Source organism: Pseudomonas sp. GW823-FHT05G12 (assembly GCF_058795575.1).
In genome coordinates this window covers 2,758,168-2,773,662 of record NZ_CM179501.1, presented here as the reverse complement: position 1 = coordinate 2,773,662, position 15,495 = coordinate 2,758,168, and the positions used below count along the sequence as shown (strand labels likewise).

At 63.2% G+C, this 15,495-nt stretch carries 13 protein-coding genes; 4 read left to right on the top strand and 9 right to left on the bottom strand.

Annotation, left to right across the window (positions count from 1 at the left end):
• Positions 1 to 17 precede the first annotated feature (17 nt).
• Positions 18 to 1,013: an aldo/keto reductase gene (locus tag AC3RCM_RS12520; protein WP_010954243.1), complete on the top strand. Its 996-nt coding sequence runs from the start codon at positions 18 to 20 to the stop codon at positions 1,011 to 1,013.
• Here AC3RCM_RS12520 and AC3RCM_RS12515 read toward each other — a convergent pair.
• Both AC3RCM_RS12515 and AC3RCM_RS12510 read right to left on the bottom strand, forming a co-directional pair.
• The gene (locus AC3RCM_RS12515; RefSeq protein ID WP_104887685.1) at positions 1,006 to 2,268 is read right to left on the bottom strand and encodes a HAMP domain-containing sensor histidine kinase; all 1,263 of its coding nucleotides are present in this window, start codon (positions 2,266 to 2,268) and stop codon (positions 1,006 to 1,008) included. The genes AC3RCM_RS12520 and AC3RCM_RS12515 overlap by 8 nt on opposite strands.
• A complete protein-coding gene (locus AC3RCM_RS12510) occupies positions 2,265 to 2,966 on the bottom strand; it encodes a response regulator transcription factor (RefSeq protein ID WP_064491421.1) in 702 nt (233 codons plus the stop codon). Before AC3RCM_RS12510 ends, AC3RCM_RS12515 begins: the two co-directional genes overlap by 4 nt.
• Positions 2,967 to 3,163: 197 nt before the next feature.
• On the opposite strand from AC3RCM_RS12510, the gene bamA reads away from it, so the two are divergent.
• From bamA to AC3RCM_RS12495, 3 genes are all read left to right on the top strand, one after another.
• Positions 3,164 to 5,527, top strand: coding sequence for an outer membrane protein assembly factor BamA (bamA, locus tag AC3RCM_RS12505; RefSeq protein ID WP_088513133.1), 2,364 nt, complete (start codon positions 3,164 to 3,166; stop codon positions 5,525 to 5,527).
• Between the two features lie 130 nt (positions 5,528 to 5,657).
• On the top strand, positions 5,658 to 6,041 hold the full coding sequence (locus tag AC3RCM_RS12500) for a hypothetical protein (RefSeq protein ID WP_064492124.1): 384 nt from the start codon (positions 5,658 to 5,660) through the stop codon (positions 6,039 to 6,041).
• A gap of 14 nt (positions 6,042 to 6,055) precedes the next feature.
• A complete protein-coding gene (locus AC3RCM_RS12495) occupies positions 6,056 to 7,021 on the top strand; it encodes an endonuclease (RefSeq protein ID WP_064492125.1) in 966 nt (321 codons plus the stop codon).
• A gap of 42 nt (positions 7,022 to 7,063) precedes the next feature.
• Here AC3RCM_RS12495 and AC3RCM_RS12490 read toward each other — a convergent pair whose 3' ends face one another.
• From AC3RCM_RS12490 to AC3RCM_RS12460, 7 genes are all read right to left on the bottom strand, one after another.
• Entirely contained in the window at positions 7,064 to 8,026 is a 963-nt protein-coding gene (locus tag AC3RCM_RS12490) for a 2-hydroxyacid dehydrogenase (protein ID WP_104887686.1), read from the bottom strand.
• A 10-nt stretch (positions 8,027 to 8,036) separates the two neighbouring features.
• Positions 8,037 to 9,329: an MFS transporter gene (locus tag AC3RCM_RS12485; protein WP_010954250.1), complete on the bottom strand. Its 1,293-nt coding sequence runs from the start codon at positions 9,327 to 9,329 to the stop codon at positions 8,037 to 8,039.
• Between the two features lie 55 nt (positions 9,330 to 9,384).
• Positions 9,385 to 10,335 (bottom strand): sugar kinase, encoded by a 951-nt coding sequence (locus tag AC3RCM_RS12480; RefSeq protein ID WP_087535524.1) that lies wholly within the window; start codon positions 10,333 to 10,335, stop codon positions 9,385 to 9,387.
• Positions 10,328 to 11,107, bottom strand: coding sequence for a sugar phosphate isomerase/epimerase family protein (locus AC3RCM_RS12475; protein WP_020192934.1), 780 nt, complete (start codon positions 11,105 to 11,107; stop codon positions 10,328 to 10,330). Before AC3RCM_RS12475 ends, AC3RCM_RS12480 begins: the two co-directional genes overlap by 8 nt.
• A gap of 64 nt (positions 11,108 to 11,171) precedes the next feature.
• Positions 11,172 to 12,191, bottom strand: coding sequence for a transcriptional regulator PtxS (gene ptxS, locus AC3RCM_RS12470; RefSeq protein WP_492629645.1), 1,020 nt, complete (start codon positions 12,189 to 12,191; stop codon positions 11,172 to 11,174).
• Positions 12,192 to 12,450: 259 nt separating this feature from the next.
• Positions 12,451 to 13,698: a c-type cytochrome gene (locus AC3RCM_RS12465; RefSeq protein ID WP_457252244.1), complete on the bottom strand. Its 1,248-nt coding sequence runs from the start codon at positions 13,696 to 13,698 to the stop codon at positions 12,451 to 12,453.
• A gap of 12 nt (positions 13,699 to 13,710) precedes the next feature.
• Positions 13,711 to 15,495 (bottom strand): GMC family oxidoreductase, encoded by a 1,785-nt coding sequence (locus tag AC3RCM_RS12460; RefSeq protein ID WP_492629644.1) that lies wholly within the window; start codon positions 15,493 to 15,495, stop codon positions 13,711 to 13,713.

The window sequence follows — 15,495 nt, the reverse complement described above, 5'->3', positions numbered from 1 at the left end:
CCTTGAAGGAGACGACGATGCAGTACGTAAAGCTGGGTAGCACTGGGCTGGACATTTCAAGGCTGTGCCTGGGCTGCATGACCTTCGGTGAACCCGACGCCGGCACTCATCCCTGGACCTTGGGCGAAGACGCCAGCCGGCCGATCATTCGCCATGCCGTCGAGCAAGGCATCAACTTCTTCGACACTGCCAACAGCTATTCCGCCGGCACCTCGGAAATCATCCTCGGCAAACTCCTGAGGGAGTTTACCCGCCGCGAAGAAACCGTGATCGCCACCAAGGTGTTCTTCCCTGCCAACATGTGGGAAGGCGCCAGCCGGCCCAATGAGCAAGGCTTGTCACGCAAGGCGATCATGGCCAACATCGACGCCAGCCTCAGCCGCCTGGGCACAGACTACGTCGACCTTTACCAGATCCACCGCTGGGACTACCACACCCCCATCGAGGAAACCATGGAAGCTCTGCATGATGTGGTCAAGGCCGGCAAGGCGCGCTACATCGGTGCATCGTCGATGTATGCCTGGCAGTTCGCCAAGGCGCAGCAGGTAGCCGCCAACCATGGCTGGAGCCGCTTCGTGTCGATGCAGAACTACCTCAACCTGATCTACCGCGAAGAAGAGCGAGAGATGATCCCGCTGTGCCTGGATCAAGGCGTCGGCCTGATGCCCTGGAGCCCCATGGCGCGCGGCCGCCTGACACGACCGCATGGGCAGCAAACCCAACGCACGCGCACCGATGTGTCCGGGCAGTCGTTCTATGAAAAGACCGAGGTGGAGGACGGCCGGGTAATCGATGTGGTCGAGCAGATCGCCAGCGAACGGGGGGTGCCGATGGCCCAGGTTGCGCTGGCCTGGGTGCTGGGTAGGGCCGGCGTTAGCGCCCCTATCGTCGGCGCTTCGAAGCCCGCCCACCTGGACGATGCCCTGGGCGCTCTGTCACTGCAGCTGAGCGAGGACGAGGTAGCGCGCTTGCAGGCCCCTTACGTTCCCCACGCGGTCACCGGCTTCAAGTAGCAATGGCTTGCGGCAGTTCGATGCGCACCCGCAAGCCCCCTGTGGCGGCGGCCAGCGCGGTGATGCTGCCACCGTGCAAGGCGATGGCACGCTGGGCGATCGCCAGCCCCAGGCCGAAGCCATCGCTGCTGTCGGTGCCACGCTCGAACGGTTCGAAGATGCGCTGCAGGCGCGCCGGGTCGACGCCCGGGCCATGGTCGCTGACGCACACCTGCAACCATTGCCCACCTGGTGCCGGTGCGGCCTCCACCAATACCGCCGTGCCAGGCTTCGTGTAGCGCACGGCATTGCGGATGACGTTCTCGAAGGCCCGGTACAGGAGTTCTTCATGGCCATGCATGAGAAACGCGCCCTGAGCCAGCAAGGACACCTGGCACTGCTTCATGCCTGCCTCGAAACGGGCATCCTCGACGATCTGCGCCAGCAGCTCGACCACATCCACGCTGGCGAAGTCATTGTTGCCTTGACGGGACTGGGCACGGGCCAGGGTCAGCAGTTGCTCGATCAGGTCGTCCATGCGCCGCGACTCGCGCTCGACCCGCTCCAGCATGTCGGGCCGGTCGGGTTGCTGGCGCATCAGGCCGATGGCGGCATGCATGCGGGTAAGCGGTGAGCGCAGCTCATGGGAAATATCATGCAGCAGGTTCTGCTGGGCCTGTACCAGGGCCTTGAGCTGGCCGGCCATGCGGTCACAGTCCTCGGCCAGGTCGACGATTTCGTCACGGCGCTTGCCCAGCCGCGGCCTGACCCGCACATCGAAACGGCCTTGGGCAACCTGGCCCATGGCTTCGCGCAGCCAGGCCAGCGGGCGGGTCAGGTAAAAGCTGCACAACAGCGCGAACAGCGCGCTCATCACAGCCCCTGTTACGAACGGGCCAAGGTTGCGTGGGCGCGGTGCCATACCGACACGGGTGGCCACCGAAGCGCGCAGCACCAGTGGGCGGCCGTCACGGTCGAGCAGTGCCTGCTCGAAACGCGCCACGTGCACCGTTTGGCCAGCCAGCAAGCGGTCTTGATCGTCGTAAAGGCCTACTTGCACATCCTGCGGCTGTGGCGACACGTCCAGCAGCTGGCGGCCGGCCCGCTCGCCATGCCGTTCGAGCAATTGCAGCTCGGTGGCCAGCAGCGAACGCAGCCCGGGTGTATCGCCGCGCAGCTCATTGAGCATGAAGGCCCCCGCCCCCACCAGGAAGGTCAGGGTGTTGGCAAGCCAGAAGGCCAGGAACAGCTTCCAGAACAGACGCCGGCGCATCATTCGACGATCAGCATGTAGCCCATGCCGCGCACGCTCTGGATCCAGCTGCTGCCATCGGCACGCGGGCCAAGTTTTTGCCGGATGCTGCTGACGTGCACGTCGATGCGTCGGTCATAACGGGTCAGCGGCCGGCCCAGGGCATTGAGCGACAGGTCCTGCTTGCTGACCAGCTGACCGGCCTGGCGCGCCAGGGCTTCGAGCAGGCTGAACTCGGAGCCGGTCAATTCCAGCGTGGCTGCGCCCCAGCGCGCCTCGCGCCGCCCCGGCCACATTTTCAATGCGCCGCTGCGTACCTGTTCAGGTACCTCGGGCGGGCTGGCTTCACCCATCAGGTGTGGCTGCACGCGACGCAGTATTGCCCGCAGGCGTGCCACCAGCTCACCGGGAGAGCTGGGCTTGGGCACATAGTCATCGGCCCCCAGCTCCAGGCCGGCAATGCGGTCGATGTTGTCACCGCGGGCCGTCAGCAGCAGCACCGGCACCTGGCTACGTGCACGCACGCGGCGCAGCACTTCGATACCAGAGATGCCTGGCAGCATCACGTCCAGCACCACCACCTGGAAATGGCCGGACAACGCCAGGGTCTCGCCTTCCTCACCCGTGTCCGCGGCCGTTGCCTGGAAGCCTTCGCGCGCCAGGTACAAAGAGAGCATTTCAGTCAGTTCGCGGTCGTCGTCGACCAGCAGCACAGGGATCATCAGGGCCAGATATCGCAATTGCAGGGGCTGCAATGATCGCCCTGCAAGCCGGCACTGTCACTGCCGCCCGGTCGGACTTTACACATCTTTACCCTCGGCTAACCGCGCCGTACACAGCCCGCCCGTATCCTCATCGCCCGCTGCTTGCGGGTCGCCCGCGCTTGCTGCCCTCCGAATCCGCTTGTCTGGAAACCCCGATGAACTACCCGCGCCTGTTGCTCTCCATCCTGCTGCTGAAAGCCACGTTGGCCCAGGCCTCACCGTTCAGGATCGCCGACATTCGCGTCAACGGCCTGCAGCGGGTTTCCGCCGGCAGTGTGTTCGGTGCCTTGCCGCTGAACGTCGGCGACCAGGCTGACGACCGCCGCCTGGTGGACTCGACTCGTTCCCTGTTCAAGACCGGGTTCTTCCAGGACATCCAGTTGAGCCGCGATGGCAATGTGCTGATCATCAACGTGGTCGAGCGTCCGTCGGTGTCGAGCATCGAGATTGAAGGCAACAAGGCGATCAGCACCGAAGACCTGATGAAGGGCCTGAAGCAATCGGGCCTGGCCGAAGGCGAGATCTTCCAGCGTGCCACCCTCGAAGGTGTGCGTAACGAGCTGCAGCGCCAGTACGTGGCCCAGGGGCGCTACTCGGCCGAGGTCGACGCCGAAGTGGTGCCGCAGCCGCGCAACCGTGTGGCCCTGAAGATCAAGATCAACGAAGGCACCGTCGCCGCCATCCAGCACATCAACATCGTTGGCAACAACGTATTCGATGACGAGACCCTGGGGCAGCTGTTCGAGCTGAAGACCACCAACTGGCTGTCGTTCTTCAAGAACGACGACAAGTACGCCCGTGAAAAACTCTCCGGTGACCTGGAGCGCCTGCGTTCCTACTACCTGGACCGCGGCTACATCAACATGGACATCGCCTCCACCCAGGTGTCCATCACGCCGGACAAGAAGCACGTCTACATCACCGTCAACATCAACGAAGGCGAGAAATACACCGTTCGCGACGTGAAGCTGTCCGGTGACCTCAAGGTGCCGGAAGACCAGGTCAAGTCGCTGCTGCTGGTGCAGCCGGGGCAGGTATTCTCGCGCAAGGTGATGACCACCACGTCCGAGCTGATCACCCGTCGCCTGGGTAACGAAGGCTACACCTTCGCCAACGTCAACGGCGTGCCGCAACCCAACGACCAGGACCACACGGTCGACATCATGTTCGTGGTCGACCCGGGCAAGCGTGCCTACGTCAACCGCATCAACTACCGCGGCAACACCAAGACCGAAGACGAAGTGCTGCGTCGCGAAATGCGCCAGATGGAAGGCGGCTGGGCGTCGACCTACCTGATCGACCAGTCCAAGACCCGTCTTGAGCGCCTGGGCTTCTTCAAGGAAGTCAACGTCGAGACCCCGCAGGTGCCTGGCACCGACGACCAGGTCGACGTCAACTACAGCGTCGAAGAGCAGGCCTCCGGCTCGATCACCGCCAGCGTCGGTTTCGCCCAGAGCGCCGGCCTGATCCTGGGTGGTTCGATCAGCCAGAGCAACTTCCTCGGTACCGGTAACAAGGTATCCATCGGCCTGACCCGTTCGGAATACCAGACCAAGTACAACTTCGGCTTCGTCGACCCCTACTTCACCGCCGACGGCGTCAGCCTGGGCTACAACCTGTTCTACAACAGCACCGACTACAGCGATTACTACGACGATGGGGTTTCGTACTATGCAATCAACAGCTACGGCGCCGGGGTCAGCTTTGGCTACCCGATCAACGAAACCTCGCGCCTGACCTACGGCCTGACCCTGCAGCACGACGACATTTCGCCCGGCACCTACAGCGCTGACGAGATCTACGATTTCATCTCCCGCGAAGGCAAAAGCTTCAACAACCTCAAGGCGTCGATCGGTTGGTCGGAGTCCACCCTCAACAAAGGCGTACTGGCCACCCGGGGCCACTCGCAGAGCCTGACGCTGATGGCTACCACCCCTGGCAGCGACCTGTCGTTCTACAAGCTCGACTACAACGGCCAGGCTTTCCTGCCGGTCACCAGCAACACCACGCTGCGCCTGCACACCAACCTGGGCTACGGCAACGGCTATGGCTCCACCGACGGCTTGCCGTTCTATGAAAGCTACAACGCCGGTGGGCAGGGCTCGGTACGCGGGTTCAAGGACGGTACCCTCGGCCCGCGCAGTACGCCGGCTACCGGGGCCTATTCCAGCGCTGGGCAGGCTTACTATTCCGACCGCGACACCGATGTGCTGGGGGGCAATATCCTGATTACCGGCGGTGCCGAGTACCTGTTCCCGCTGCCCTTCGTGAAGGACCAGAGCCAGCTGCGCAGCTCGGTGTTCGTCGATGCCGGCAACGTGTATGCCGACACCTGCTACCTGTCCACCACCCAAGGCTGCGGCAGCGTCGACCTGGCGCAGATGGCTGTGTCGCTGGGGGTTGGCGTGACCTGGTACAGCCCGATGGGGCCGCTGAGTTTCAGCCTGGCGGCGCCATTGAAAAAGCCGGATAACGCCGAAACCCAGGTGTTCCAGTTCTCGTTGGGGCAGACCTTCTGATGCTGCTCATGAAATGAACCGCGCAGCACGGGGGTTGAGCATTACCCGCTTTTACCCCCGCTTTACCCAAGTTGACAGTCACCTTGCCTAAGCTGGCCAGCACTCGAACCCCGCCCAGCAGGACACCCTCATGCCTCCGTTCACACCCTGTTTCCCTACATCACTGCGCGAAAATGAAATACCCATCGCCCTGCTCGATCTGGTGCAGGAACGCCTGGCCACCCTGCTTGGCCCACGCTTCACGGTGGTACTGGGCGGTAGCGGCAACGGCGATGGTGTCAGTCATTACCACCTCGCAATCCAGCACAACCAGAGCGGGGTTTCCCTGGAGGACTACGGTGACGTCGGTGCCGGTTTCGTCGAGCACCTGCTGCGCATGGGCACCCAAGTGCGGGACATGCTCGACTCAGCCACATTCAACCGAATGGGCAGCGACGACCCTGGCCGACCATTGGTATGGCTCCGCGAGCTGGTCAGCCCCGGGGAAACCATTACAATGCCCGGCCCAACCTGAAATATGTTTTCCCCATGAAATCACTGCTTTACGCCGTAACCTTATTATTTTCCTTTACCCTCCCCGCTCTGGCCAACCCGCCGGCCACCTTCACCGAAGCCAAGGTGGTGGCCAAGCAGAAGGTCTACCTGGACCAGGCCAGCAGTGCCATGGGCGACTTGTACTGCGGTTGCAAATGGACCTGGGTGGGCAAGTCTGGCGGGCGCATCGACGCTGCCTCGTGTGGCTACAAGACGCGCAAGCAGCAGAACCGCGCCGAACGCACCGAGTGGGAACACATCGTGCCTGCCCACACCTTCGGCAACCAGCGCCAGTGCTGGAAGAACGGCGGCCGTGAGCACTGCGTGGACAACGACCCGGTGTTCCGCGCCATGGAAGCCGACCTGTTCAACCTTTACCCGGCCGTGGGTGAGGTCAACGGTGACCGCAGCAACTTCAACTACGGCATGGTCACTGGCAATGCCGGCGAATACGGCCAATGCACCACCAAGGTCGATTTCGTCCAGCGCACCGCCGAACCGCGTGACGAAGTCAAAGGCCTGGTGGCCCGCACCACGTTCTACATGTTCGACCGCTACAAGCTGAACATGTCGCGCCAACAGCAACAGCTGCTGATGGCCTGGGACAAGCAACACCCGGTGTCGGCCTGGGAGAAAGAACGCGACCGGCGCATTGCCGCGATCATGGGCCATGCCAACCCGTTCGTAAGCGGCGAACGCAAGTGGACCGCCGGCTACAAGCCGGTTGGCAGCGGCTTGGTACAGGCGGTGCCGGTAAACGCGGCCAAGCCAGAGGCCAAACCAAGCCTGGCCAGCGCCGGTTCGGTCGGTGCCGTGCTTGGCAACCGCAACAGCCACGTCTATCACCTGTCAGTCGGCTGCCCGGGCTACAACCAGGTTACAGCGAAGAACCAGGTTACCTTCGCAAACGAAGGTGAAGCGCAGGCAGCGGGGTATCGCAAGGCAGGCAACTGCCGCTGACCGTTTCAAAGGCTGCGCGGCCCCTGTGGGAACCGGGGCGCGTCAGCCGTTGACCAGGTTTACCGGCCGCTCACCGGCCAGCGCGCTGAGCAGGTTGTCCACCGCGCAACGCGCCATGGCCTGGCGGGTGTCCTCGGTCGCCGAGCCGATGTGTGGGGTCGCTACCACGTTATCCAGCTGCAACAGCGGCGAGTCGGTCGGCAGCGGCTCGTGCACGAACACGTCCAGCCCCGCACCGCGGATACGCCTGGCCCGCAGCGCTTCGATCAGCGCCTGCTCATCCACCACACGCCCGCGTGAGATGTTCACCAGAATTGCCTCATGCTTCATCAACGCAAGTTCCCGTGCGCCTATCAGGCCTTCGGTGCTGGCACTCAACGGCACCGTCAGGCAAACGAAATCTGCCTGCTGCAACAGCTCATCCAGGCTGCACTGGCATGCGGCATAGCGTGCTTCCACCTCGGGCTTGGCACGCTGGCTGTGATACAGCACGCGCATGCCAAAGCCGGCAGCCGCGCGACGGGCCAGGGCCTCGCCAATGCGGCCCATGCCGACGATGCCTAGCGTCTTGCCGTGCACATCACTGCCAAAATGCGCCGGCCCCAGGTTGGCCTGCCAGCGGCCGTCACGCACCCAGTTCGCCAGCTCCACCACCCGCCTGGCGGTAGCCAGGATCAAGGCAAAGCCTGTGTCGGCCGTGGTTTCGGTCAACACGTCGGGCGTGTTGGTGAGCATCACACCACGCCTGCTGAGTTCAGCAATGTCGTAGTTGTCCACGCCTACCGAAACGCTCGACACCACTTCCAGTTGCGGGGCAAGGTCGAGCAGGCTGGCATCCAGGCGCAGGCTGGCCCCCAGCAACCCGTGCGCCCCCGGTAACGCATCGCGCAGGCGGGCCAGGCCGTCGGGCTGAGTGGTATCCACCCAGGTCACCTCGACGCGATCTTGCAGGCGTGCCATCAGGTCGTCGGACAGGCGTTTATACAGGACGATTCGCTTCTTCATTGCAGGTTTCCTAATGGTTCATGGCCAGACGCGAGCTGTCGCGCTTTGCCCGGCCAGAGGTCTGGGAAGTATTGAGCGCAGCGGTAAGCGCCACTGCCGTCAGCAGCGCACCGCACATGAACAGGTAAGAGGCGCCGGGCCCGCCCGTAGCCCCATTGAGGTAGCCCACCAGCCACGAACCGCCAAACGAGCCCAGCGCCCCCATGCTGTTGATCAGCGCCATGGCGCCGCCTGCGACGTTGGCCGGCAGGATCTCGGGCACGATCGCGAAGAACGGGCCATAAGGGGCGTACATGCAGGCACCAGCGACCACCAGCAATGCATACGACAGCCAGAAATGCTCGCTGCCCAAGGCGTAGGAACCATAGAACGCCAACGCGGCAATCAGCAGCGGCGGCCAGACGAAGCGCTTGCGCTTTTGCAGGCGGTCGGACGCCCAGGACACGCCCACCATTGCCAGCACTGCCGCCAGGTAAGGCACCGAGGCCAGCCAGCCGGCCTGCACGATATCGACGTTCGCCGCCTGCTTGAGAATCGACGGCAGCCACAGCACGAAGCCATACACGCCGATGCTCCAGCAGAAGTACTGCAGCGCCAGGATGATCACTTGCGGCGAGCGGAACGCTTCGCGGTAGTTCTTTACAGGCTTGATACCCTGCTGCTCGGCAGCCAGCGCCTGCGCCAGGGCGGCCTTTTCCTGCTCGCTCAGCCAAGCCACCTGGGCCGGGCGGTCATCCACCAGGCGCCACCAGAAGAACGCCCAGATCACGGCAGGCAGGCCTTCGATGATGAACATCCAGCGCCAGTCGTAATGCTTGATCAGGTAACCGGACACCACCGACATCCACAGAATGGTCACCGGGTTGCCCAGCATCAGGAAGGTGTTGGCGCGCGAACGCTCGGCCCGGGTGAACCAATGGCACAGGTACACCAGCATGGCCGGCATGACCGCAGCCTCCACTACCCCGAGCAGGAAGCGGATGCCGATCAGCATGTAGACGTTGCTGACCATGCCGGTAAGCGTGGCAAGGCCGCCCCACAGGATCAGGCAGACGAAGATGAGCTTCTTCACGCTGCGCTTTTCAGCGTAGATGGCGCCGGGCACCTGGAAGAAGAAGTAACCGAGAAAGAACAGCGCACCCAACAACGAAGACAGCACCGGGGTGATGTGCAGGTCTTCGGCCATGCCGGAGGCGGCGGCGAAGCCGTAGTTGGCGCGGTCCAGGTACGCCAGGCTGTAGGTGACGAACACAATCGGGATGATGTACCACCAGCGGCGAGGTGCCAGGCTTTGGCTTTGCATGGTTTGTTTCTCCTGAGCTTGTTGTTTTTGTTGCAACAGGTGATTCGGGGTCGGCTCATGCGCTTCTGCGCAGGTCGTAGGCCTCCAGTTCATGGCGCAGCGGCAGCCCTTCCATGTCGCCCCGCGACTGCACGGCACGGCTGCCGCACCAGTTGCCGCGCGCTACCGCCTCGGCTACCGGACGGCCCTCCAGTAACGCGCTGAGCACACCGACGGCAAAGGCATCACCTGCACCGACGGTGTCCACCACGCGGCTGACTGGCACGGGGGCTACCTGCCCTTCGCCCTTGGCGCTGCGGAAGTAGGCGCCAGCGTCGCCCAGCTTGATCACCACCAGTTCCACCCCTTGGTCCAGGTAGAACGCGGCGATATCGGCCGGGGTGTGCTGACCAGTCAGCAACCGCCCCTCTTCCAACCCTGGTAAAACCCAGTCGGCCTTGGCCGCCAGGGCATTGATTTCGCGCACCATGCTGCTTTGATCGGGCCACAGCGAGGGGCGCAGGTTGGGGTCGAACGATATGCTGCGACCGGCCGCGCGCATCCCGTCCAACAGCGCGTGGGACAGCGCCCGACAGCTGTCCGACAGCGCCAGCGGAATACCGGTAGCGTGCACGTGGCGAGCCTGCAGCCAAACGGGGCTCACCATCGCAGGTGACAGCCTGCTGGCCGCCGAACCGCGGCGAAAGTACTCCACTGCCGGGTCGCTGCCATCCTCGCTGCGGGCCTTGAGCTGAAAGCCCGTCGGGTAGTTGGCATCCACCTCGACACCGGAACAGTCCAGGCCTTCGCAGCGCAAGCTGTCGAGCACGAAACGGCCCAGCGAATCGTCACCAACCCGGCTCAGCCAGCGCACCTTGAAACCCAGCCGCGCCAGGCCGATCGCCACGTTGCTGTCGGCGCCGGCGATGCGTTTGCCAAACTGCCCGACACCGGCCAGGTCACCGGCTTGCTCGGCGACGAACATGGCCATGGTTTCGCCGAAACACAGCACGTCATGTTCATGCATGGTCCAGCTCCTGCGCCGCGCCCAGTGCAGAAAGGTGACGCACATGGGCCCGGGTAAGCGCCAGCAGGTCTTCGCCCACCAGGGGGTACTCGACGGCGCGCACCACGCCCGGCGCGAACTCGGCCATCAGCGCTGCCCACTCCTGCAGGTCCGCAGCCTGCGGCGGTATGGCAACCAGACGGCCATCGGCCCGGCGCTGCACAGCCTTGCAATGCACATAGCGCACCCAACGGCCTAGCTGCCTTGCAGCTTGCCGCGCAGGCTCGGCTTGCCACTGCCAGTTACCGATATCGAACGTCATGCCCAGGCGCAGCCCAAGCGGGTCGACACGCTGGAAAAACTGCAGCATCGGTTCGATCCTGCCACCTTGTGCGGTCTGATCGTTTTCCACCAGCAACAGAGGCCCCTGCGCAGGCAGCAGCGACGCCAGGGCCGTCACATCGCAGTGCTCATCGAAGTGCCCCAAGGAAACCTTCAGCGCCACCGCGCCAAGCGCCCGGGCAATTTCCAGCTTCTGCACCAGCAGCGGGTCGGGCACGCCTTGCGCGGTCCACAGTTCAAGGGGGGTGGAGTACAGGCATTCCAGGCGCAGCGCGGCAATGACCCTGCCCAGCGCAGCTGCGTCCGGTGCGCTGGCGAACAATTCTTCGCGCAATTCGACGCGACTGACGCCAGCGGCTGCCAGCAGGTCCAGAAACTGCTCCTGGCCACGTTGGCGCACAAAGTCGGCGCCGTAGCTGGAGAGACTGATGGAAACGGGGTTCGCTTGCATTGTTCTTGTCCTTATGAAACCGGTTTCATTTTTGATCAACAGCAGGCAAAAGCCTGCCGTTTTCTTACTGGGGTTGGGTTGAACCGCGGATGATCAGGTTGGCCTTGAAGTCGATGCGCCGGGCTGCGCCGCTGTCGCCGCGCAAGCGACCGAGCAGGCTTTCGAAGGCCGCCACGCCGATACGCTCGGTGGGCTGGGCCAGTGCGGTGATGCCTTTGCCGACCAAGGGGTACCAGTCGAGGTCGTCGAGGGCGATCAGCCCGACATCGGCAACCAGGTTGCGCCCGGCCTCGAGCAGCGCCCGGGTGACCGCCAAGGTGGCAACGCCGTTGAAGGTGAAGATGGCTTGCGGACCATGACCACTGTGGGCAAGAAACGAAGCCAGTTGGCCCTGCAGCCCGGCGCCGATTTCCAGTACCTGCTGACGCATGCCTGGCCGTCGGCTGATCGACGCGCCGAATGCCTGCACCCGCTCCAGGCGTGAACTGGTGCCATCGAGGGGTTCGCTGACCGCCAGGATGTCGCGGTAGCCCTGGACTTGCAGGTGGTCAAGGGCCTGCTCGACTGCGTCAGCATTGTCCAGGCCGACAAGGTCTACATTCAGCTCGGGCAATTGGCGGTCGACCAGCACCATGGGGATGTCACGCTGCAGGTTAAGCAGTTCGCCGGGGTGGTGACCAAGCGTGTTCACGATCAGCCCTTCGACGTTGTAGCTCTGCAGGGCCACCAGGTGGTGACGCTCCTGCTCGTCGTCGCGGTTGGTGTTGCACACCACCAGGCTGTAACCATGCTGACGGCAGGCAGTTTCCACACCGTGCATCACGGCCACTGAATAGGGGTTTAGGATATCGGCCACCAGCATGCCGATCAGTCGCGTCTGGCCGCGCTTGAGGCCGCGAGCCATCTGGTTGGGGCGATAGCCGAGGCGTTCGATGACCTCTTCCAGCCGCTTGGCCGTGGCTTCGGCCAGCAATTGGCGGTCGCCACCGATGTAACGGGAGACGGTGGCTTTGGAAACGCCAGCAACACGCGCCACTTCGCTGATGGTGACCCGTTCGCGGGTATGGGCAGGCGCGTCGGTCATGGGTTTTCCTTATGATTGTTTTAATAGTGATGAAACCGGTTTCAATACAGCAAAAATGCGCGGGTTCGTCAACATGCCGTTGGTCGGGCACGAAGATAGTAAATGTTAAATCGCATTAAGAATATTTCATAGGTTATTGATAGTTATGAATTTATATCTGTGGAACAGGGCCTACCCTGGAATCTGATTACGATGGCACGGGCTTCGCCCGTGTTCGCGGGTAAACCCGCTCCTACGGGCGAGGGTGCAGAAATACACGTCAGCGGAGCGACTTCACATCACCGGCCGTAACGGCACTGCCTTGGTTACCCCAGCTGGTGCGGATGAAATTCACCACCTCGGCAACCTCCTGGTCGCTCAGGCGCCAGCCGAAAGCCGGCATGGTGAAGTTCGACGGCGCAGCGTGCGTTGCCGGTACCGTGCCACCGGCGAGCACCACATGGATCAGCGACGTGGCATCCGCAGTCTGCACCACCGGGTTGCCGGCCAAGGCCGGGAACACGCGGGTGTAGCCCTGCCCGTCGGTGCGGTGGCAGGCCGCGCAGTTGTCGATGTACACCGCCGCCCCAGGCTTGCTGTCGTCACCCTTCCATAGCGCATCCGCGACCTGCTTGTCGTACACATGCGGCTGGTCATCCGGATTACTTGGCGGCAGGGTTTTCAGGTAGCGGGCGATAGCGGTCAGGTCAGCATCACTCATGTGCTGCATGCTGTGCTCGACCACATCGCTCATGCCGCCGAACACGGCGCTGCGATCACTGCGCCCAGTCTTGAGAAACTGCACCAACTGCGCTTCGCTCCAGCTGCCCAGGCCGTCTTTGTGATCGCCACGCAGGTTCTTGGCAATCCAGCCTTCCAGCGGTGCGCTGCCGGCCAGAAACTGCTCGCCATCGGCCGCGCTCAGGGCCTTCTCCTGCATGGTCAGCGCCCGCGGCGTATGACAAGCGCCACAATGCCCTAGGCCCTCGACCAGGTACGCACCGCGGTTCACCACAGGGTCAGCTGTCGCCGATGCCTGCCAGGGCTTGGCCTCTGGTGCGAACACGCCGCGCCAGATTGCCAGTGGCCAGCGCATGCTCAGCGGCCAGGGAATGTCAGAGGCCTTGTTCGCCTGCTCGACAGGCGCCACGCCCTTCATGAAATAGGCGTACAGCGCCTGCATGTCCTGCTCGCTGACCCGTGCATAAGACGGGTATGGCATGGCCGGATAGAGCGTACTGCCGTCCTTGCCGATCCCCCTGCGCACGGCCTGGTCGAAGTCTTCGAAGCTGTACTGGCCAATGCCACTGGCCGCCGGGGTGATGTTGGTGGAGTACACCGTGCCAATCGGCGTTTCCATCGGCAACCCGCCGGCAAAGGGTTTGCCGCCTTTGGCGGTATGGCAGGCCACGCAGTCACCGGCGCGGGCCAGGTACTCGCCCAGGCGTACCTGCGCATCGTCATTCGCTACGGCCTGTGCAGCCACACCGGTACCCAGCACCAGGGTGGCGATCAACAGTGTCTTCATGCTCATCGCTCCTCAAGCCTGGACCAACGGACCGGGGTTTTTCAGGTACTGCTCACGGATGGCGCGGGCCGACCAGTACGTGAGCGCAGCCACCAGCCCGGTCGGGTTGTAACCCAGCCCCTGCGGGAACGCCGAAGCCCCCGGAACGAACACGTTGTGTACGTCCCAGCTTTGCAGGTAGCGGTTCAGTGCACTGGTCTTGGGGTCGGTGCCCATGATCGCCCCGCCGTTCAGGTGGGTGGTCTGGTAACTGGTGGTGTTGAAGTGGTCCTTGACCTGCTTGCCCAACACGGCAATGGCCTTAGGGTTCATCGCCTGGGCGATCTTGCTCAGCTTGTCGACCATGAACTGGTTCATCTTGATGTCGTTTTCCTGCCAGTCGAACGTCATGCGCAGCAGCGGCTGACCGTAGGCATCGCGGTAGGTGGGGTCCAGGTCCAGGTAATTGCCACGGTAGGACTGATGTGCGCCGTGGGCGTCCATCGACACCTGGTGGGTGTAGTAGTCGGCCGTGGCTTTCTTCCAGGCACTGCCCCAGGCCGGAGTGCCCGGCGGGTTGGAGGTACCGGCAATCGGCCGGCTGCCGGCCTGGTTCACCCACATTGGCGAACCGCCGACGAAGCCGTGCGGGCCATGGTCGAAGTTGTCGGCGTTGAAATCGTCGATGGCAATGCCATTGCCACCCGCGCCGATGAAGTTGTTGGTGTAGGTGTCCTTGTCGAAGAACGCCTTGACTGTCCCCATGTTCTGATAGGCGAAGTTACGCCCGACCACACCTTCGTTCTTCACCGGATCGTAAGGTTTGCCAATGCCGGAAAGCAGCATCAGACGCACGTTGTTGAACTGGAAAGCGGCCAGAATCACCAGCTCTGCCGGCTGCTCCACCTCGCGCCCCTGGGCATCGATGTAGGTCACGCCGGTGGCCTTGCGCTTGCTGTCGTCCAGGTTCACCCGCAGCACATGGGCATTGGGCCGCAACTCGAAGTTGGGCACCTGGCGCAGCGCCGGCAGGATATTCACGTTGGGCGAGGCTTTGGAGTACATGTAACACACGTAGCCGCTACAGAAACCGCAGAAGTTGCACGGCCCCATCTGCGCACCGTAGGGGTTGGTGTATGGCCCCGAGGTGTTGGCCGACGGCAGGTTGTAGGGTTTGTAGCCCAGGCTGGTGGCAGCCTTTTCGAACAGCCTTGCCGATACAACGTTCTTCTGCGCGGGCAGCGGGAACGGGTTGGAACGGTCCGGCGCATAGGGGTTGCCGCCCTTCTCTTCACCGACCACCTGGCCTTTGACGGTCCAGGCCTGGCCTGAAGTGCCAAAGACCTTTTCGGCAAAGTCGAAATAGGGCTCCAGCTCTTCATAACTGACGCCAAAGTCCTGGATGGTCATGCCTTCGGGAATGAACCTGCGCCCGTAGCGCTCTTCATAGTGGCTGCGCAGGCGCAACTCGACGGGGTCGACCCGGAAGTGCACACCCGACCAGTGCAGGCCCGCGCCCCCCACGCCTTTGCCCGGCAGGAATGCGCCCAGCTGGCGATTGGGCAATGCCACATCATTCACGCTATGGCGGACAGTGACGGTTTCTTTCGATACATCGACGAACAGCTTCTTGCGCACGCTGTAGGTCAGCTCATCGATCACCTGCGGGTAGCTGCCTTCGGGGTAGGTATCCTGCATCGGCCCCCGCTCCAGGGCTACCACGTGCAGCCCGGCCTCGGTCAACTCTTTGGCCATGATCGCACCGGCCCAGCCGAAGCCGACGATCACCGCATCCACTTTGTTCAACACCGTCGCCAT